16 protein-coding genes, 2 tRNA genes and 1 pseudogene are annotated in these 19,798 nt (G+C 58.0%); 8 read left to right on the forward strand and 11 right to left on the reverse strand.

All coding sequences use genetic code 11. The features are described from left to right. The first annotated feature begins 676 nt into the window (after positions 1 to 676). The gene (locus tag ACT541_RS06900; protein ID WP_476135350.1) at positions 677 to 2,068 is read left to right on the forward strand and encodes a toll/interleukin-1 receptor domain-containing protein; all 1,392 of its coding nucleotides are present in this window, start codon (positions 677 to 679) and stop codon (positions 2,066 to 2,068) included. After that, a complete protein-coding gene (locus ACT541_RS06905) occupies positions 2,065 to 3,588 on the forward strand; it encodes an argonaute/piwi family protein (RefSeq protein WP_476135352.1) in 1,524 nt (507 codons plus the stop codon). The genes ACT541_RS06900 and ACT541_RS06905 overlap by 4 nt, the downstream gene beginning before the upstream one ends. 63 nt (positions 3,589 to 3,651) lie before the next feature. Here the strand turns inward: ACT541_RS06905 and ACT541_RS06910 are convergent, their stop codons facing one another. From ACT541_RS06910 to ACT541_RS06925, 4 genes are all read right to left on the reverse strand, one after another. Next, positions 3,652 to 4,713: a protein kinase domain-containing protein gene (locus ACT541_RS06910; RefSeq protein ID WP_476135354.1), complete on the reverse strand. Its 1,062-nt coding sequence runs from the start codon at positions 4,711 to 4,713 to the stop codon at positions 3,652 to 3,654. After that, entirely contained in the window at positions 4,710 to 5,189 is a 480-nt protein-coding gene (locus tag ACT541_RS06915) for a hypothetical protein (protein WP_476135355.1), read from the reverse strand. Before ACT541_RS06915 ends, ACT541_RS06910 begins: the two co-directional genes overlap by 4 nt. A gap of 140 nt (positions 5,190 to 5,329) precedes the next feature. Continuing rightward, entirely contained in the window at positions 5,330 to 6,028 is a 699-nt protein-coding gene (locus tag ACT541_RS06920) for a hypothetical protein (protein WP_476135356.1), read from the reverse strand. Between the two features lie 69 nt (positions 6,029 to 6,097). Next, on the reverse strand, positions 6,098 to 6,289 hold the full coding sequence (locus ACT541_RS06925) for a hypothetical protein (RefSeq protein ID WP_476135357.1): 192 nt from the start codon (positions 6,287 to 6,289) through the stop codon (positions 6,098 to 6,100). Between ACT541_RS06925 and ACT541_RS06930 the strand changes: the two genes are divergently transcribed. The 4 genes from ACT541_RS06930 to ACT541_RS06945 all read left to right on the forward strand — a co-directional run bounded on the left by ACT541_RS06930 (position 6,288) and on the right by ACT541_RS06945 (position 9,585). Further along, on the forward strand, positions 6,288 to 6,722 hold the full coding sequence (locus tag ACT541_RS06930) for a phospholipase D-like domain-containing protein (protein WP_476135359.1): 435 nt from the start codon (positions 6,288 to 6,290) through the stop codon (positions 6,720 to 6,722). The two genes, ACT541_RS06925 and ACT541_RS06930, sit on opposite strands and share 2 nt — an antisense overlap. A 59-nt stretch (positions 6,723 to 6,781) precedes the next feature. Further along, a complete protein-coding gene (gene istA, locus ACT541_RS06935) occupies positions 6,782 to 8,281 on the forward strand; it encodes an IS21 family transposase (protein WP_476135360.1) in 1,500 nt (499 codons plus the stop codon). Then, positions 8,281 to 9,009 carry an IS21-like element helper ATPase IstB gene (gene istB, locus ACT541_RS06940; protein WP_476135362.1) on the forward strand — a complete coding sequence of 243 codons (729 nt, stop codon included), beginning with the start codon at positions 8,281 to 8,283 and terminating at the stop codon, positions 9,007 to 9,009. The genes istA and istB overlap by 1 nt, the downstream gene beginning before the upstream one ends. 186 nt (positions 9,010 to 9,195) lie before the next feature. Next, on the forward strand, positions 9,196 to 9,585 hold the full coding sequence (locus ACT541_RS06945; protein ID WP_476135364.1) for a sunset domain-containing protein: 390 nt from the start codon (positions 9,196 to 9,198) through the stop codon (positions 9,583 to 9,585). Between the two features lie 10 nt (positions 9,586 to 9,595). Here ACT541_RS06945 and ACT541_RS06950 read toward each other — a convergent pair whose 3' ends face one another. The 5 genes and pseudogenes from ACT541_RS06950 to ACT541_RS06970 all read right to left on the reverse strand — a co-directional run bounded on the left by ACT541_RS06950 (position 9,596) and on the right by ACT541_RS06970 (position 15,545). After that, positions 9,596 to 10,864, reverse strand: a complete 1,269-nt coding sequence (locus tag ACT541_RS06950) for a reverse transcriptase/maturase family protein (RefSeq protein WP_476135366.1) — start codon at positions 10,862 to 10,864, stop codon at positions 9,596 to 9,598. Positions 10,865 to 11,271: 407 nt separating this feature from the next. Then, positions 11,272 to 11,907: a plasmid pRiA4b ORF-3 family protein gene (locus tag ACT541_RS06955; RefSeq protein ID WP_476135368.1), complete on the reverse strand. Its 636-nt coding sequence runs from the start codon at positions 11,905 to 11,907 to the stop codon at positions 11,272 to 11,274. A gap of 170 nt (positions 11,908 to 12,077) precedes the next feature. Beyond that, positions 12,078 to 12,835, reverse strand: a pseudogene (locus ACT541_RS06960) (IS5 family transposase). A 70-nt stretch (positions 12,836 to 12,905) separates the two neighbouring features. Then, a complete protein-coding gene (locus ACT541_RS06965) occupies positions 12,906 to 14,681 on the reverse strand; it encodes a DEAD/DEAH box helicase (protein WP_476135370.1) in 1,776 nt (591 codons plus the stop codon). 789 nt (positions 14,682 to 15,470) lie between these two features. Next, a tRNA-Gln gene (locus ACT541_RS06970) sits at positions 15,471 to 15,545 on the reverse strand. 174 nt (positions 15,546 to 15,719) lie between these two features. On the opposite strand from ACT541_RS06970, the gene ACT541_RS06975 reads away from it, so the two are divergent. Beyond that, positions 15,720 to 15,796, forward strand: a tRNA-Pro gene (locus tag ACT541_RS06975). A 290-nt stretch (positions 15,797 to 16,086) separates the two neighbouring features. Then, on the forward strand, positions 16,087 to 16,326 hold the full coding sequence (locus ACT541_RS06980; protein ID WP_476135371.1) for a hypothetical protein: 240 nt from the start codon (positions 16,087 to 16,089) through the stop codon (positions 16,324 to 16,326). A gap of 3 nt (positions 16,327 to 16,329) precedes the next feature. Here ACT541_RS06980 and ACT541_RS06985 read toward each other — a convergent pair whose 3' ends face one another. After that, on the reverse strand, positions 16,330 to 17,376 hold the full coding sequence (locus ACT541_RS06985) for a glycosyltransferase (protein ID WP_476135373.1): 1,047 nt from the start codon (positions 17,374 to 17,376) through the stop codon (positions 16,330 to 16,332). Next, positions 17,376 to 19,790 (reverse strand): GumC family protein, encoded by a 2,415-nt coding sequence (locus ACT541_RS06990; RefSeq protein WP_476135375.1) that lies wholly within the window; start codon positions 19,788 to 19,790, stop codon positions 17,376 to 17,378. Before ACT541_RS06990 ends, ACT541_RS06985 begins: the two co-directional genes overlap by 1 nt. Between the last annotated feature and the right edge of the window lie 8 nt (positions 19,791 to 19,798).

Genomic DNA, 19,798 nt, shown 5'->3' on the forward strand with positions numbered 1-19,798 from the left:
CTCGAGTCCTCCCCTTCAGGGGTGCGGTGTCAGCCGATGCGTGAGCGGGCGAGGCACACCGACGGACACCGCAACGCTGCGGGTTTCGTCCGAACGGTAGGGCTCCAGGCCCGACGGGTGAATATCGTAATCATGAATGAATGATGCCGGACACCCGGATAGGTTGCAATACAAACCGGGAACGAATTCTGAAGAGTTCGTAACCATGGTTAACAGGGGACGAAAGATCACAGGAGGTGAGCACCGGACTGCCTGATTTCACCGTGCGTGTAAGCAAACATGGTCCACAGTATCAACATCGCTCCATATCGATGCGCTATAATTTGACCGTTGATGCAGATAGGGTTTACATTTATAAAGAAACTCAACATCAGTTCCGGTTAGACCAAATCGAAGCGGTTTTAATTGTGGCGTGATTTCTATCAGAAATATGGGGCCTATGTTTGGGCTATGTAATAGCCAAAAGCTTCCAAGCGCGGGTTCGTTTATTTAATAGCTTCCATACAGATGCGTGCCACTGTGCCCGCGAACGCCCCAAGGCAGGTCGTGAGCCATGCTTGGTGCGGATAGCCTTTTCGCTTGAGGCAGACGTTTAGTATGACGACGCTGCTCGCACGATTCTAGGCTACGATCTTTCGCTGCCAAGATTGTTTGGCGGAATCGATTCGAGGTCTCAATGTCGCGAGATATGGTTTTCATCAGTCACGCAACGCCTGATGACAACGATTTCGTCAGATGGCTGGGCACACGGCTGGTCGGCAACGGCTATAGGGTTTGGGCCGACATCTTCGATTTGAAGGGTGGCACTCCTTTTTGGGCAACTATTCAGGAGGCCATCAGTGAGGGGGCAATCAAATTTCTTTTTGTTGCCTCGAAGAATAGTGTTTCCCTCGAGAGGTCGGGCGTTCAAGACGAGCTATCTGTCGCTGCTGCGACCAAGAAGAAGATTGGCGACCCAGAATTCATCGTTCCGCTCCGAATTGACGACGTCTCATACTCGGATTTTCCGATTCAGGTGCATCGATTGAACGCGATCGATTTTTCGAGAGGGTGGGGCGAGAAACTCAACGAATTGCTGGCGCTTCTGGAGGAAGCCCGCGTCCCTCGTGCGGAGACCGATCAGTCGGCCGCGTTCGAAAACTGGCGATCGGCCGTCGGTCGTGTGGGAACCGAAGTTGAGTTTCAACCCGAACCCGTCATGACGAATTTGCTGCCGATAAGCAGATTGCCAAAAGCGATGAACTATTTTCAATATTCGTGCTCAAAGGATGAAATGAAGAAAGTTCTCGAAGGTTGCCGAATCCCTCAAAATTTATGGGGTACTTTGATATTGACATTCTCCGACATTGCAGCGCTGCAACTGGAGACCCCGTCGGGCATTACACTCTCTTCACGTGCGACCGTCGAATTCAATGATTTTTTGTCGGGAAAGATCATCGATCCCTATAGTCCTCAGCGGCAAGATGCATCGAACATTGCCACCAGCTTCTTGCGGCAACACCTCGAGGGGTATCTCGAGTCACGTGGGCTCATTCCATATGAGACATCCTCGGGGGTGGCTCACTATTTCCCACTTGGTTTGATCGATGGATCAGATTGGATCAATTATACGACCTTGGACGGCAAGAAAGCCCGAAAGAAGGTTGTCGGACGAAGTGAAAAGTATTCGGTCTACTGGCATTTGGCCATGAAGATGACAATCGTCCTCGGCAGCGACGAGGTCGTCAGGCTGAAGCCGTACGTCTGCTTCTCGGATGATGGAAGGACCGCCATCAATGACCCGAAACGGACCTCTGGCTTGCGGAAGCGATTCTGCCGAAGCTGGTGGAATCCCCATTGGCGGCAATTGCTCGAGGCGTTCGCTGCCTTTTTCGGGGATGGGAATGACCGGGTCGCCATCGATCTCGGCAGCGCGGGATCCTTCTCTGTCTCGGCCAAGCCGATGGTCTTGAAGACGGCCTGCCGCATTCCGAGCGACCTGGCGTTGATTGCGGATGCGCTGGATCCACCAGAACCTGATGATGGCCTCGACGATCTTGCAGATTTGGACGAGGAGGACGGCGAATGAAGGATTATCAGACCGTCCAACTGAAAGAGCCGCTCCTGACGTTCGGATACAACCAGACCGCCGAGCATCCGAAGGACGGCTTGTTCCTCTTTGGTCCCCTCGCCTCGAACCAGAATCCCGCGCGCATGGACGTTGGAGTAATCGGCACTGCGGGTGGGGCGGAGAAATACCGCTCCTGGGTCGCCGGCATCAGGAAGCCGATTCTGCCTCCGGAAAAAGGCAAACCCGAAAACAAGCTGCTCTGGCCGGGATTTCAGGCGGTGTTCAATGTCGAATGGCCCGAGAAGCCGTTCGCGTTCGTCGAGATCGATGAGGCCGAATTGAGTCGTCGCATCAGGAGTGAAAATCGCCACGAGGGCATTTCAAGGGCAGTCGAACTATTCGATACGGCGGTGAGAAAATATCTTCGGCAGGAAGACGCCAGACCGCCACTCTTGTGGTTTGTCGTCGTGCCTGAAGAGGTGTTTCTTTATGGTAGACCGAAGTCACGGGTGCCGAAGCTCTTACAGGAGAAGTCGACGCTCGCTCTCAGCAAACGCGGTGCTCAGTCGATATTGTCGAAAGGCTCTCTGTTCATCGAGGAGATGGAGGCCGCTGCTCTTTACGAATACGAATTGAATTTTCATAATCAACTCAAAGCGAAGCTTCTTGATACGGGCCAGGTACTCCAAGTCGTGAGAGAGACGACATTGTCCCCTGACGCTGAGGGAGAGTCGACGAGGAGATCACTGCAGGATCCCGCATCGGTCGCGTGGAACCTTAGCACGACGAGCTTCTATAAGACTGGGGCTCGCCCTTGGCGCGTTGCCGACATACGTGATGGGGTCTGCTACGTCGGGCTGGTCTTCAAGAAGATCGAAAACGCTCGGGGAACAGATAATGCATGCTGTGGTGCACAGATGTTTCTGTCGACGGGTGAGGGCGTCGTATTTCGGGGAGCCGTCGGTCCTTGGTACTCACAAACCGACAAGACCTATCACCTATCGCGAGATAAAGCCGCCGAGTTGATGCGCATGGTCGTGGACTCTTATCGGGATATCCACGGTTATGCGCCAAAAGAACTTTTCATACATGGAAAGATCGAGTTTTCGGACAGCGAATGGGATGGATTCAGGAGTGCTGCCCCCGCCGAGACTGTGGTGGTCGGAATACGGATCCGCCGGCAGTCTGAGGTGAAGTTGTATCGCTATGGTCAGAACCCGGTCCTCCGAGGCACCGCGATCATCGCCTCGGAGAGAAAGGCTTACCTTTGGACGGTCGGCTACACACCGCGCTTGGCGACTTATCCGGGTCGCGAAGTGCCCAACCCCTTGACGATCGATGTTGTCCGTCCGTCAGGGCTGGTCGGCATGGAAACGATCTTGAACGATCTCTTGGCGCTCACGAAATTGAACTACAATAATTCCGGGTTTTCCGATGGATCTCCCGTGACGCTGAGGTTTGCCGACCTTGTTGGCGAAATCCTCACGGCTGGCCCCGTGAGCGCCACCGCCCCGTTGCCTTTCAAATATTATATATAATATTCTGCCATATGGACGTTTCCTCTCAAGACTTTTGAATCCAAAATGGAGAAGCCTCCTTGTTCATCGAAGTGATGTGTTTCGGATCAGTGCATACATGGCTTTTTTTGCGCTAATTTCTTTATCATGAACAGTGCAGTCTGATCTCCTCCTTCGCCCTCCAATTAGAAAGTCCACTTCAAATTTTTTTCCAGTTCGCAAGACGATCTCTGCATCGCATGTGAGTTTGGACTTCCATTGCGTCCGGCTTGAGTCGGTTGGAACCCACGCATGTTGGAAGCTCAGCTTTTCGAGAGCATTACGGAATTCAGACGCTACTTTATACCGCCTAGAAAGATCTGGAGAGCAGGCGCGGCTAACTATTGTCTTAACCTGATTGGGAATGTACGGTTCAAATCCAATTGCATCAATAAGTGTGCCGTTCTTGATCGCCGAATCGAAGTCTGCCGCTGATATGCGCGCACCACAGGTTAATGTTATCGACGGAATATTGTTGACTGCTGAAAATAAAGCCATCCCAGCACAATAGACATCTGACTGTGGACCGAACATGCCTGCACCATGCGTCTCGGGGGCTCCATGAGGGCGGTAGAAAAGTCCGGGAGACACTTCCGCTCCAGATGAAATGTCCAAAGCAACGCCAAAATCTGAAAGTTTGGCATTCGGCTTTGAAAGCATGATGTTACCGGGCTTGATGTCTCTATGTATTATACCAAGACCGTTGGCTCTTTCTACAGCGAACAATATATCCTTCATTACGGATACTGAATCTGATACAGGCACAAACTCAGTTTTTATGCGATCTGAAAGCGAACCGTTTGCTATGAATTCCATTTCTATGGCTAGATACTGTTTTCCATTGGCCGAAAATATTTCGCCGGACTGGAACCGAACGACATTTGTGTGATCACAAAGACTTTGCGAACGAGATTCGATTATTTTTGACAGCTCAGAACCCGGAGGTAATTCAATGACTTTTAGGGCGACTTCTTGAGCAGAGAAAATGTTGCTTGCACGATATACGGTGCCGAATTGACCCGAGGCGATCTCTTGCACGTTGATGTATTTCTTTAGTGCGAGTTCCTCCGGGCGAAATGGTGGAACGATAACGCTAGGTAAGATCATTTCAGGACACCCCAAGCGGAAAGGGCGGCAAGACGAGTTGCATCGTCCCAGTGCGGAGCGTGCTGGCCGAGGATGTCGTCACACATCTTGTTCTTATCGATTCTCTCCCCTTTTTCTGACTTTTTTCCAAAGAACGATGAAGTAAAACTATTATTATTAAACATTATTGCCTGTATTCGTCGATCATAAGCAATCAAATTCAATATTCCGTAACTGAAATACAGGCTCGGATACTGTTCTGCTTTCTTGATTGATGGATGCGCGGACATCGCCAAGCGAAAGCCAACGGCGTCCGGCGCGTATTGATCAAATAACTCTGTGAAGGTCTGCCTCATGAAATTCATGAGTTCGGGCGTTTCGACTGGATTACGAAAGTCCCGGATACCATGGGTGACATAGGTTGGCGCAACGCGCGTTCCCTGCAATACACAAAAACGAACCTGCTCGGATTTCAATTCGAAGCCGATAACTGCCATGTGAGTTTCCATTCGAATCGGACGCTGAAGGCATTGAACGGGTAGGCAACACAAAATTCAACTCTATCCTGTATGGGCGACATTGATGTCAACTTGGGTTCGGCGTTCGAAGACGAGACCGGATACTCGATCGGGGCAGATTACGGGCATCTCGTGAATTTGACGACGCTGCCATTCTCGAAGGTCATGTTGAGAACTTGGAAGTTCGGACTGATCGAAAGCACACGCCGTTCTGACGACGTCATTCCTTCCCCTTCGCATTCCGCGCGGACGTTCCATGTGTCAGGGGAGAAGGAAGTTCGGACAGCAGCTATTCGGCATTGGTTTTCCAGCCCGACGATGCGATCGGGCTTGATGCGGATCGGGGCGGGATCGTGCTCGCCGATCTTTTCGGCGAAAGCGCACCACTTGGGATCTGCGCTCCATACCCCGACCCACGAGTTGATATCGAATCGCCCCCGGTTCTGCGGCTTGCCGTCCTTCGGCTTGGGCTCCAACAATCCCTTTGCCACGACCTCGTCCAGCCGTTCGGCGCACTCGGCTTTCACCTTTTCGGCAGGCGTCGAAGCCATGTACTCGGCGTTGGATTTCGTCACGGAGTCGATCAGAAAGTCCTCATAGACCTTCCAACCCTTGTGGTGCGCCGTGATGCGGCGATCCAGGTCGATTAGGTACGAGGTCTTCAGGCGCACCCCGCATACGTTTTGCGTCGTCAGAAAGTGCCTTGCCTCCTGATCGAGCTTTTGACCTGCGGGATCTCCGCTCCATGACCAGGCGAATGCCTGCGAGGATATGAGAATGAGGCCGATTGCGAGGGATCCGATTACTTCCTTTTTCATCGTACCATGATCCGTAAACACAATTGGTTGTCTACGCTTATTTGCTGGTCGGTCCAACAGTTCGCTTAATCAATGGGCTGTTTGAAATGGGATGACGTTTGTTGGTTCGGGTGACAACTCTCTCGTCTGCGCCTTGGCCTCGACCAGCGCCATGTCGAGCATGTAGGCAAGCATCGGCAGATTGCCCTCATTGGCGATACGAACCAACTCCTTCAGCGCTACCGTGATCACTCGTGCTGCAGATTCGGATTCCTCGGACATGGCCGTCGTCTCCATCACCAACCGACACATATTGCCACGGCTGGCGCGAGTGGGGATAAGTTTCCTGCTCGGGTTGAGGGTGGTCGTCGGCGGCATTGGGGCGCAGGCCGCGTTGGCGGGCGACTTCGTCATCCACTACGCGCCCACGGAAAATCTCGAGCATGTCGACGTAGGGCTTCTGGACGAGGCTGGCGATACGATCGACTTGGCGGCGTACGCCCTCACCGACCGCCCCGTCATCGACGCCCTGATAGCCGCCAAGGCGCGCGGCGTGGTCATCCGGGTCCGTTCTCGATCCCACACAGAAACACGACCTGGCGAGGCTCACTCCGCTACTGGCGGACGCACGGATGAAACGCCCTGGTCCCATCATGCATGTGTTTCGGCGTGGGATTTTGACCCCCTTGAGGGGGTAATCGGCGTCCAATTTTGACCCCCTGAACGCAACCGCGAGCAGACTGCCAGCCCTTGTTTGGAGGCGGCGGTCGGGGGATGAAGTCAGTGGATACGATTGCGCGGATACGCCGCGATTTCTTCGTTCGAGATCGGTCGATCAAGGAGATCGCGCGCGAACTGCATGTCGCCCGGAACACGGTCCGGAAGGTGATCCGGTCGGGCGAGACGATCTTCGCGTACTCCCGCGACAAGCAGCCGTTGCCCAAGCTCGGTCCGTGGAAAACGGAACTCGACCGGCTTCTGGCGGCGAATGCGGCGGTATCGACGCGTGAACGGCTGACGTTGGTGCGGCTCTTCGAGGAGTTGCGCGGAGTGGGCTACCAGGGCGGCTACGACGCGGTGCGGCGTTACGCTCGGGCCTGGGCGGTGGAGACGGCGGCGGCCAAGGTCGATGCCTATGTGCCGCTCTCCTTCGCGCCGGGCGAGGCCTACCAGTTCGACTGGAGCCACGAGATCGTTCTGATGAACGGCCTGCCGATGACGGTGAAGGTGGCACACGTCCGGCTCTGCCACAGCCGCATGATGTTCGTCCGCGCCTATCCCCGCGAGAGCCAGGAGATGGTGTTCGACGCCCACGACCGGGCCTTCGCCTTCTTCAAAGGCACCTGCACGCGCGGCATCTACGACAACATGAAGACCGCCGTGGAGACGATCTTCGTCGGCAAGGAGCGCGCCTACAATCGCCGCTTCCTGCAGATGAGCGGGCATTACCTGGTCGACCCGGTGGCCTGCACGCCGGCTTCGGGATGGGAGAAGGGACAGGTCGAGAACCAGGTCGGGTTGGTGCGTGAGCGGTTCTTCACCCCGCGCCTGCGGCTGCGGTCGTTCGACGAGTTGAACGCCCTCCTGCTCGACCGCTGCGTCGCCTACGCCAAGGCGCATCGGAACCCGGAGTTCCCCGATCGGACCACCTGGGAGGTGTTCGAGGACGAGCGAGCGTCGCTGGTTCCCTATCGCGGCCCCTTCGACGGGTTCCACGCGGTGACCGCGTCGGTATCGAAGACCTGCCTCGTTCGCTTCGACAACAACAAGTACTCCGTCGCGGCGAGCGCCGTCGGCCGCCCCGTGGAGATCCGCGCCTATGCCGACCGGCTCGTCGTCCGCCAGGATGGGCGCATGGTCGCGGAACACCAACGCTCCTTCGGCCGCGGCGAGACGATCTACGATCCCTGGCACTACGTGCCGGTGCTCGCACGCAAGCCCGGGGCGCTGCGCAACGGTGCCCCGTTCAAGGACTGGGTGCTGCCCGGTGCCCTCGATCGGATCCGCCGCAAGCTCGCCGGGTCGAACGACGGTGACCGACAGATGGTCGACATCCTTGCGGCGGTGCTCGACGACGGCCTGGTGGCCGTCGAGGCCGCCTGTGCCGAGGCCCTCGGCGAGGGCGTGCACTCCGCCGACGTGGTGCTGAACATCCTGGCGCGACGGCGTCCGGCGGGAGAAGCAATCACCATCCTGACCCCGGACGCATTGAAGCTCCGGCACGAGCCGATCGCCGACTGCGCGCGCTACGACGCGCTGCGGAGGGCCGGCTGATGGACCGCACCCAGATCCTCAGCACGATGGCCGAGTTGAAGATGTTCGGCATGAAGGCGGCCTATGACGAGATCGTCGCCACCGCCTTGAAGCGCAACCACGACCCTCAGCGCGTCGTCGCGGCTCTGCTCACCGCCGAGATCGCCGAGAAGCAGGCCCGTTCGATCCGCTATCAGATGGGCGTGGCCAAGCTGCCGCTCGCCAAAGACATCGACGAGTTCGCCTTCGACGGCACGCCGATCAACGAGAACCTGGTTGCGGACCTCGCCGGTGGCGGCTTCGTCACCCAACAGCGCAACGTCGTGTTGATCGGCGGCACCGGCACGGGCAAGACCCACCTGGCCATCGCCATCGCGCGATCCTGCATCAGGGGCGGCATGCGTGGGCGCTACTTCAACGTCGTCGACCTGGTCAACAAGCTCGAGGCCGAGACCCGAGCCGGTCGGCAAGGCCGGATGGCGGATTACCTCTGCCGCCTCGACTTCATCGTCCTCGACGAGTTGGGCTACCTGCCGTTCGCCCAATCCGGTGGTCAGTTGCTGTTCCACCTGATCAGCCGGCTCTACGAGCGCACCTCGATCGTGGTCACCACCAACCTGGCCTTCGGCGAATGGCCGTCGGTGTTCGGCGACGCCAAAATGACGACCGCGCTGCTCGACCGGCTCACGCATCACTGCGACATCGTCGAGACCGGCAACGACAGCTGGCGCTTCAAACACCGGGCCTGAGATCGGCGCCGTCGTCGGTATCGTGCCTACGGTCGGGCTACGCCCTCCCTCCGTCACGACACCAACGACACGCCCGAAATAACCGACGTGCCGAAATGCAGGCGGCGACCTTCAGCACCATAACAGGGGGTCAAAGTTGGACGCCGATCCGGGGTCAATGTTCCGCGCCGATTGACAATCATGCACTTGAAATCCTATCTCGTGGACGGGACCGTTATCCGATCGGGATCGGCGAACTTCACAGCGAGCGGCTTGAAGCAGCAGGACAACGATCTGATCGTCTCATCGGATGGCGCAACTGTCCGGTCATTCACAGAAAACTTCGAACGGATGTGGTCCGGGGCGCAACCAGTCTCTCTCGCCATGCCGCCCGCTGCACCCGCCTCCACGACCCGTCAGCCGACCTCGTCCACCGCTTGCATGATCAAGGGCAACGTCAACCGGAAGGGCGAGCGCATCTATCATCTGCCCGGGGGACGAGACTATGAAAGGGTGACGATGACAGATCCGAAGAAACGGTGGTTCTGTTCCGAGCATGAGGCGCAAGAGGCTGGCTGGCGCTCTTCCGCAAATTGATAGACCCGCATCAATCCTCACCAACGGTGTCGAGTAATTTCAATTTCTCGAATACTGCCCTCTCGAATCTCTTCAATTGTCGAGATATTTTCTCCCCCTGCCCAAATGCATTTGCGCTTCGTCGAGCATAGGATGAGAAGTTCCGAAACTGAAGCGGCGTAAAACGCCTCCGCAAGCGCTTCGTGTAGACTTTACTCGAGCGCCCCTTCGCGATTGCCTCTTCTGCAACGCGCTGCGTTCTCTTGAACGCTCGCTTCATCTTCCGCCACTGGCGGGAGAGCGAACTTGCTCGGATGTACACCCCATCGGGATGGAAATTGAACCCGAGGTATTGAGCTGCCTTCTTTGGTAAATGAGCAGGAGCTGTATGATCAAAGCGCGTTCGCTCCGTTTTTGCTATGCTCAGTTCCAATTTTTCTGCACGGACGAGCCCGCCAATTGTTGCCTCGGCTTGGGCAGCGAATTCATCTTTGCATATGACGAGGATGTCGTCGGAATATCGACGGTATAGTCCACCTATGTCGTCGCAATATGCCTTCGCTGCCACGTCGAAATCGATCATATAGAGATTCGAGAGCGTGGCGCTGATTGGCGTGCCTTGCGGAATTCCCACGCCTGGAGTGGGATTCGACTTGAAGGCAATACCCGACGCCTTCAAATCGGCAACCGTCGCAATTGGTTCTGCCCCCTTCGCCTTTAAAATTTTGGCATATTTGGGATTCGCTCGGAGTTCATCGAGTTCGACGTAGTGAAAACGTGAAATATGTCGGAAAACACGCAGCCAATCATCACTCAAGCTGACCGTATTCAGCATTCTCTTCAGACGCGTCTTCAGCAGCCCATGATCCAGATTGTCGAAGAAGCCGGTCACATCGAACGCAAGAATGGTGACCGGAGAATTGGTCTTTGCAAATTCAAAGACGTCAGCAGCGAAGTGATAGTTACCCCTGCCCAGCGGCCTATAAGCAATGACGTTCTCACTAATGCCGCGCTTAATATAAAAATCGTTGAGTTCGTTTCCAAGCAAGAATGAATAGTAAGACAAAATGCATGCATCCCTATGCGAGGCATACATGATTGGTCTGTCTTTGTATTTTGTTTTGCCTCTTTCCGCGCCCTTTGTCTTGCGGTACCGCTTTTCCGATTTGATGTACCGGATCATCGGACTGAAGGCATGTCGCGAAACAAATTTTGGGTCAGTCGCCTTGAGAGCAAACTTCTCACATACGGGACGATCGAAGTGCTTGTAGCCTCTTGGTCGAAACCAATCCAGATTCAACTGAGCGCCCTCGCAGTCGCAGAGTTCGGGGGATTAGCTCTGACCCTGAGCCCCGGCGGTTGACCGGACATCCCCCGAACGCACGCCGCCATCTGTCAGCTTCGGTTCGATGTGTCTGAGCTTCGAACTTCTATCCAACACGGGTCTAAAAACGCGAGGCGGTATAATGTAACCGTGGAGGTCCGAGCTATGCTCAGTGTCTCATTCGATTGGGTCGCGGTCGTCGCGATGCTGATCAGCATCGTGTTGCCGGCAGCCACTTTCGAGGTTGACAGTCTCAACAGTCCGACCACTCGGCCATTTCCGAGAGGCGTCTCCAATATGGATTGAGGGACGCAACCTTACAAGCCTTGGTTCGCAGCCTTACCCATCTTTCCCATGTCGTCGTACACGAGATTCTCGGTCGCTCAAATCTCACCGCGACTCTTCGCGTAGCTGCTTTTCCCTACGGCATGACGCCTGACCAACATCTCGACTCCCTTGGCGATGGTCCCTTTGTCGAGATCGTTCAGATCGAACACGCTGCCGTACCAGGCCACCATGCGGTGATGATTCCGACTCCGTGGCTTTGCCATGGCGTCGAGGAACTCCTCGAAGCCGGTGATGCCACCGACGTCCTCAGGGGGCGCACGGTGTTCGCCATCGATGAACCTCGGGTAGTCACGGGCGTGATCGAGATCGGAGACCTCCTCGAGGTCGACCTTGAATTCCCAGTTGTCGCCGAAATCGTAGTTGTAGGCGAACGCCACCACGCCGCGATCGACGAGCGTTCCAATCTTCAGATTTCTGGCGTCGTAGATTTTCACCCAGTCGATGCCATCGATGTTGGGGACGCCGTATCGCCTCGGCTCCTCGTCACCCCCCACCCGAAATTGGAAGAGGTGGTAGTTCTCGAATGGGAAGACCGCCTGGATGAGGTCGTGCAGCCCACGAAGGCTCGTGGAGAGAGGCACCTCCACACGACGCCATATCCTCGGCTCGAAATGCTCGAGTTCGATTCGGATACGAGCGATTCGATTGGTGTATGAGGCGGTCGCTGTCATTGCACGATGATCAAATTGAAGCCGTCGGGCCACCGGCACACTCCGATCGCACTATCGTGCGAGGAGTTTGCAGCAAAAATACCAGCGCCACCCAACATGGCCGTACGAGCATAGACGATTCCCCACCAGTTGAAATGGTAACTACTCAAAGGAAACACTAGGGTCCAGACTCATAACCAGTAGGCGACCGTCGCCACGATATGAACTGCGGCGAGGAAGTTGACGGCGAGACGGTCGTATCGGGTGGCAACACGTCGGAAGTCCTTCAGGCGGCAGAACATCCGCTCGATGGCATTGCGGTCGCGATAGAGGTAGGGCGAGAAACAGTTCTTCCAGATCCGGTTCGCCTTGGGTGGGATGTTCGGCATCGTGCCCTTGGCTTCGACGGTTCGGCGGATGTGGTTGGTGTCGTAGCCTTTGTCCGCATGCAGGATGCGGCACTTCGGAAGGCGTTCGAGCAGAACCGAAGCCGCTGTGCAATCAGCGACTTGTCCAGCCGTCAGCAGGAAGGCTATCGGACGGCAGGCGGTGTCGGTCAGGGCGTGGATCTTGGTCGTCCGGCCGCCGCGCGATCGCCCGATGGCTTGCGTCTTCTCCCCCCTTTTCCTCCGGAGGCCGACCGATGGGCCTTCACGGCGGAACTGTCGATGAGGACGTGCGCCGGTGCGCCGGCGGCGGCCGAGAGCGCATGGAAAAGGCGTTCCCAGACTCCCTTGGCAGCCCATCGGACATAGCGGTTGTAGAGGGTCTTCCTCGGCCCGTAGTCGGCAGGCGCGTCGACCCAACGCCCGCCCGACTTCAGGACGTGGACGATGCCGCTGATGACACGGCGGTCGTCGACCCTCGGCTTTCCTCTCGTATCGCGCGGCAGATGCGGCGAAATCCGGTTGAACTGCTCATCGGAGAGCCAAAACAGGTCGCGATTCATGCCGATCTCCTCTCGGAAATCGTGAATCACACTTCACTCTGAACTGACAACCATTTTATGGGTCCAGACCCTAAACTATTTTCGATTCAAGTGCTGGGCAAATATCAGTTATCGTGCTTTGTATGTCCGATATTACAATTAACGCCTGGCGAGCACGAGACACGCCAACATATAAAGATTGTTTTATTGACTCAGGGTATCCAAGAATAAGAAGTATAACGGCCTCCGATTCCAGCCCCTTAAACGACGATAGGTCATATACCGGAATTGAGGTTTTGTCTCTTTTCTCGTGATGTCTCTTAAGCGTAATGTTTAAGACCGTATCAGGTAGCGTGGTCACCCAATCATCGCTTACAAAAAACAATACCAACTCTGCCGCCCAGACGGATGTATTAACTGGCCTGGAGAACACAAGGCGGCCCGACGCATCCCGACGCCAACTTCTTTGGTTAAATTTTGATTTTTCTATTTTTCTTCGAAGATCAGGGTCGATGGAGATTTCTTTCAAGCCGCCCTGAATCAGTTTTACATCATCACCTGTCGGTCTAATTTCTTCACTGAGCGCGCTAAGGAACGAAGCTGAGAACCCTGACGGATAGGTAACTCCTGTCGAGTTAAATGAACGCAATCCAGATACGTAATTTCTGACAGCCTCTTGCCAACCGCGCCTTTCAGGAATCGATATTGTACTTCCAATTACGTTAGATGTTTCTGTGGAAGCGGACCCACCAAGAAGTACCACCGTATCATTTATTAGACCAAGATCTATAAGCTGGGAGATCGCAGTTTTCAATGTCTTTGACTGGGATTTACTCGTAGCGCTATAAAATTGAACGAACCCCTTGTTCTGCAGTTCCCCCTCTGCATCGGGTGCATGCGGGTAAAAGGCTTTAATTATATTATATATCTCACCAGCATTTCTGCAGTTTCTTGATAGATCAACAACGGGATCCGCTATCGGATAGCGGGATCTGTGCGGAAGCAAAGATTGAGCATCATCGTGAAATACATATAAAATCCCAGCGTCTTTGCTAAAAAGCGCAAGCTCGACCAAAGCCCACCAATCCTCACGAAAATCCTGCCCTTCATCAACAACTATGGCATCATATCTACGCTCGGATCCTTCTATAGAAAGCGCGCTAGCAATCAATTCATCAGCTATTGGCTCGTCATAATTACTCCAATATTCGGATGTTTTATTTATATTCGAATAACTCAATTCGTGACACCACTGCGAAAAGGATCGAACTTCGACGCAGGTTCCCCTCGTCAATCGCTCCACATACTCTGCAAGAAGAGGGCTGTGACATAGAAATAGTGTTTTTAAACCAACATTACCTAGGCGAATTGCCTTCTCAGCGGCGACAAGTGTTTTTCCTGAACCCGCGCAACCGGAGATACGCAGCCTCTTTACGAAGCGCATCTTCCACAAGAGTTGATACTGATCATCGGTAAGTTTCTTTATCGCAAGACCAACACCAGAAAAGTATTCGCTAATAGCGCTTGAAAATTCTTCGCTCGATTCGGCCTCCAACAGATTTGAAAATCCAGCCTGAACCACGTACTCGCGCTCTGAAACGCTCGCATCTTTTAATGAATCAGAAATTGCGACAAGAAGCTCTTCGGCGTCCTTCGTAATTTCTGGAGATTTTTCTACTCCAACAGATTTTAGTGAATCCTCCAATTCTTTTCTATTTGTATCGCCCTTAAATATTATGTTAAACTTTTGCTTTAGTCCGCATTTCAACTTTTCAAACCCTCCTTTAACAAGGGCATTAGCAGTGTCTTTTGTTGCGCTTGTTGCTCCCAATATCACCGCGTCAACAATCACCGAAATAATATCCATAGATTCAACTCCTGCTATCAGGCGTCATTCTCATAACATTCATCCTACCTTTGGTGGGACAACAAGAAACTACGAAATTATACGAATAGGGCTTTTAGCACTTGCCGGTCCATGGATCTGCGTTGCCGCAAGGACTCCACCTGAGGGAGCGCCAAACTCACAATGGAATTCCCGCCTAGAGGCGATCGTTATAGCATTGCACTGATCATCAAGGTCAATTATAGAGATATATATTACTTTTTTATTTACCAATATTAGGGATATAAAATATATAATTTAGATATACGCGGACATTTTTCTGAAAATCTGATATGTAATTATTAGTAAAATATCTACTGTTTCCATGTGAAACTTGTGAATACTATATGAAAGGCTCCACAGCATCCACCCGACGCCATATCCCCGGCTCGAAATACTCAAACTCGAATCGGATACGAGCGGTTCGTACATGAGGTGGTCGCTGACAGGGCACGATAACAATCGAGAGCGGAGCCCCGCCCCAACACCGCATCGGAACGACACCGGCCGACGCTGTCCGTCAGCTTTGAGTCATCGTTTCGCGCGGTCGCATGACCGACACCAATCACCGGAGATCGTATCGCGTCGTGGCGGGATTGCCACGGATCATAGCGAAAGCAGTGATGCTAACCAGCGTTTGGAACGCCACCAACCCAAGGACCGCTATACTTCGAAATATTTAATTTCAGAAAATACCTTTTAATTTCAGGAAGATCGAATCTCAGATATTCGCGGTGAATCTCAGATTCATGGCTCCACAACAGAAGGAATTGGATGGGGCGACAGGATTCGAACCTGTGAATGGCGGAATCAAAATCCGCTGCCTTACCACTTGGCGACGCCCCAGGACGGCTGCCGGCCGGGCCGGCGCGTCGGGCTCCCTATAGCGATTCCCGCAACGCCCGGCAACCGACGCGGCGTTCCGCGCTCGAAATCGTCGGATCGACATTTCTGTCCACAGGGGTGCGATTGGCCCCTTGCGGCGACCGGCCGAGGTCTATATACAGCGCCTCGCGGTCACGGAGTGTAGCGCAGTCTGGTAGCGCACCTCGTTCGGGACGAGGGGGTCGCAGGTTCAAATCCTGCCACTCCGACCACCGCTCAAGCCCGGTCCCGACGGGCTCATTCATCCGAGAGATGGGATTCGAACGTGCTCCTGCGAGCGCGTCGTCGCGCGTTTGCGTCCGCGGCGTCATGGCGTCTCCATGGCCGCGTCTCGTCCTTGGAGACGGGCGACAAACCGGGTAGAATTCTTGCAAGTCGAAGGTCGCGCGGATCGCGCCGGCGTCGGCGAACGAGTCGAAGGCGAGGGCAACGACGGGAAAACCCGCGAGCCTCGCCACAGAGACGGCCGATCAACGGCCGCGTCGGACGGGGCGAGAGAAGCATGTGCACCGATCAGCAGGGACCGGGAATGGCGGCCGCGTTCGATCCGACGCGCTGCCCGCTGTTGCAGGGCCTGAGCGTCGAGGATGCGGATCGGATGATGGCGTCCGACCCGCGGATCAGCGCCTGCAGGGCGGCGATCGAGGCGGGCCGTCCCGACACGTTGGAGCCCTGCGTCGCCAAGATGGTGCGCGCCCACGACGCCGGCCCGCGCCGGACCGGCGGCAAGCGGGTCGCCTGAGCCTCAGGAAAAACGCGCCAATCGTTCGATCAGTGCCTTGCGGTCGGCGCTCGCCTCGGCGTTCCAGCGCGCGACGTTGGCCATGGCGTCGGCCGCCGCCTGCACGAAGATGCCCGGCGTCGTCACCATCGCGTCGACGATCGCCGCCGCGCGACGCGGATCGGCGGTGTCGACCAGCCGCCCCGACGATCCCAAGACTTCGCGGAACACCGCCTTGTCCGGCGCCACGACCGGCAGGCCGGCATGCTGCGCCTCGAGCAGCGGCAGACCGAGGCCCTCGTCGTGCGAGGTCGACAGGAAGACGTGGGCGGAGGCGAGCAGCTCGCGCACCCGCGCGGGCTCGGCATAGCCGTGCATCACCACGCCCTCGCGGCCGGCGAGCTTCTCGGCTTCGCCGCCCCAGCCTGCCCGGCCGACCAGATTGAGTCGCGCGTCCCAGCCGTGGACGCGCCTCAGCACCTCGACGATGTCGGCGGCCGCCGCGAGGTTCTTGCGCGGCTCGATGGTGCCGAGCGCGATCAGGTCGAGCCTGCCGCCCTTCTCCGCCCGCCGCGCGTTGGCCGCCCGCGCCGAGGCCTCGGCGCCGATGGCGAAGACGTCGCGTACCTGGGGGCGATAGAGCGTGATCTCGGCATCGGGGCGGGCGAAGGCCGAAAGCTCGCCCGCCGTCGTCTGCGAGTTCACCAGGAACCACGGCAGCGTCTCGACCGCCCGGCGGAAGGCCGGCGCCATGTAGAGCGCCGCCCGCCGGTTGAGGTCCTGAGGCCTCGTCAGCAGGAAACAGTCGTGGATGTAGGGCACGACGCGGGCGCCGAAGAGGCTCGCCGGAATCGACGGCGGAAAGCCCGGTGCGAGCAGGATCGACCCCGGGTTCAGCGCCAGCCGCGCCGGAATGCCGATCTGCTGGGCGAGGATCAGCCCCAGCGTGCCCTTGGAGCGGATCGGCCGGATCTGGAGCGGCGCCAGCGCCTCCGCGCCGAACAGCTCCAGCGTGATCCGCTCGAGGCCGGTGACGGCACGTCCGAGATGGGTATGGTCGACGTAGATCATCACGCCTCCGTCGGCACGGCCCGGCGGCGGCGCGCGGCCCGCCGCAGCACGGCATCCTCGCTCGCGTCGCGCCCGAGCACGACCATGCCGTCGAAATGCGGCAGCAACGACTTCATCACCGCGATCTCGTCGGCCGACCGGCGATCTTCGAGATCGGTGGCGTCGGCGACGAGGAAGACGTGGTCGGCGACCTCGGCCGCCTCGAAGAGAAGCGCCGCCGTCGGCTGACGCCCGAGATGGACGATCGCCCGGTCGCCGTGGCGCCGCAGCGCCGCGAGGAAGGCCGCGAGCCCTTCGGGATGGCTCTCGCCGTCGCCCTCGATCGGCGGATCGAGCGGGCGCAGCAGCGTCGTCGCCGCGTCGCCGACGCGCTCCCACTCCGCTTCGCCGGGCAGTCCGATCGGCGCCACGGCACGTCCGCGCTCGAACAGCACGTCGAAGGGCGCCGCCTCGTGGGCGAGGTCGACGAGGGTGTCGGTCGCCGCCTCCGGTGCGCCCGCGCGCGCCAGCCCGAGGCAGAGCGAGGCGGTGACCAGCGTCGGCACGGTGTTGGAGAAGACGACGCAGACGCCGGCGCGATCGCTCGCCCCGAGCGTGTGGCCGAGCGCGTCGAGACGCTCGAGGGCCGCCTCGTCGGGATGGCCGTCGGCGGCCTCGCTGAGCGCGCCGATGCCGGCGCCGGGACCGTCGTCGGCACCGAGCCGGGCGATGGCGTCGAGGCCGATGGCGAAGGTCGCCTCGCGGAAGCCGGCGGTGGCGCGCCGGGCGCGGCGGCGGGCGGGATGGTCGGTCGCGGCATCGTCGGTCGAACGGGCGCGGCGCGTGGTGCGGGGCGCCTCCGCCGGCTCGGCCGTCACCGGAACCTCGGCCGGAACCGCCGTCGGAACGACCGGCGCGACGATCGCGGCCACGGGAGTGGGAGGGGTGGAGGGGACGACCTCGGCGGCGGGCGGTGCGGGCTCCGCCGGGATCGACGCGACCTCGGCGACGACCGGCGCGATCACGGGCGCGGTCTCGACCGCGGGGGCGGCCGTGGCCGTCGCCGTGGCGAGCACCGACCGGCCGCGATAGAGCGCCAGCGAGATGCCGAGACCGAGACCGGCGACGCCGGCCAGCGCCAGCGCCAGCGTGGTGCGCGGCGAGAAGGGCTTCAGCGGGATCTGCGCCGGCGAGACGACGCGGGCGTCCGAGACCTGGGTGTTGCGCTGGAGGGTGGTCTCCTCCATCCGCGACACGAAGCTCTTGTAGAGTTCGCGGCGGGCGTTGGCCTCGTTCTCGAGCTCCTGCATGCCGACCGTCGCCTGCGAGGCGTCGGCGAGATGCGCCTGCGCCCGTTCCAGCGCCTTGCGGGCATTGTCCTCGTTGGCGCGGGCGACCTGATAGTCGAGCGCCGCGGTGGCGGCGAGCGACTTGACCTCGTCGGCCACCTGCTGGCGGGCGCGGTCGACTTCCGCCGTGGCGGCGGCGACGCGCGGATGGCGCGGGCCGAGCGTCTGCTCCAGTTCCGACTTGCGGCGCATGGCGGTGGCGGCCTCGATCTTGAGGCGCGAGATGACGGCCGAGCCGATCGAGTCGGTCTGGGAGAGAATGGTCGGATCGCCGCTCTTGAGCAACTGGGCGAGGCGCTCGGAGCGCTCGCGCGCCTCCTGCGTCTTGGTACGGGCGGCGACCAGCATCTCGTTCGACTGGCGCATCGTCTCTTCTTCGACGAGGTTGCCGCGGGTCATCGCGATGCCGTTGTTGCGCTTGTACTCCTCGACGCGGGCCTCGGCCTCGAGCATCTTGGAACGCATCTCGTCGATCTGCCGCGACAGCAGGTCGTTGGCATGCTCGACCTGATCGACCTTGGCGCGGGCGAGCCCCTCGACGAAGGCCTGGGCGACGGCATTGGCCAGTCGCGCCGCCTTGTCCGGCGTCTTCGACGACACGGTGACGTCGATCAGATTGTTCTCCTTCGGTCGCTCGACCAGCACCCGCTCGGCGAGATTGCGCACCGCGGCGGCGACCGGGTCGGCCGAGGCGCGTTCGCCGGCCGAGACGATCTCGTCGTCGTCGACGAGCTTCTCCTTGGCGACGGCGGCGGCGAGCGTGTCGTAGGACTTCACCAGCTCGAGGCGGGTCTCGACCCAGCCGAGCTCGGTGCCCTGCATCTGGCGGGAGACGTCGTTGCCGACGATCTGCTTGTCGCGCGGATCGAGCAGCACGCGGGCCGAGGCGCGCCAGACCTTGGGCGAGACCACCGAATAGGCCATGGCCGCGCCGAGGAAGACGGCGAGGCAGAGCGCGACGATCGTCCATTGCGACCTGAGGATGCGCAGCACCAGAGCCAGATCGACCTGATCGGCTCCCTCCGCTCGTGCGGCGGCGCTCGTGCCGCCGTCGTTCGTCGTCGCGCTGGTCGTCGTCCTGGACATCGTGCACC

This window comes from Pinisolibacter sp. DMC100 (assembly GCF_056313705.1).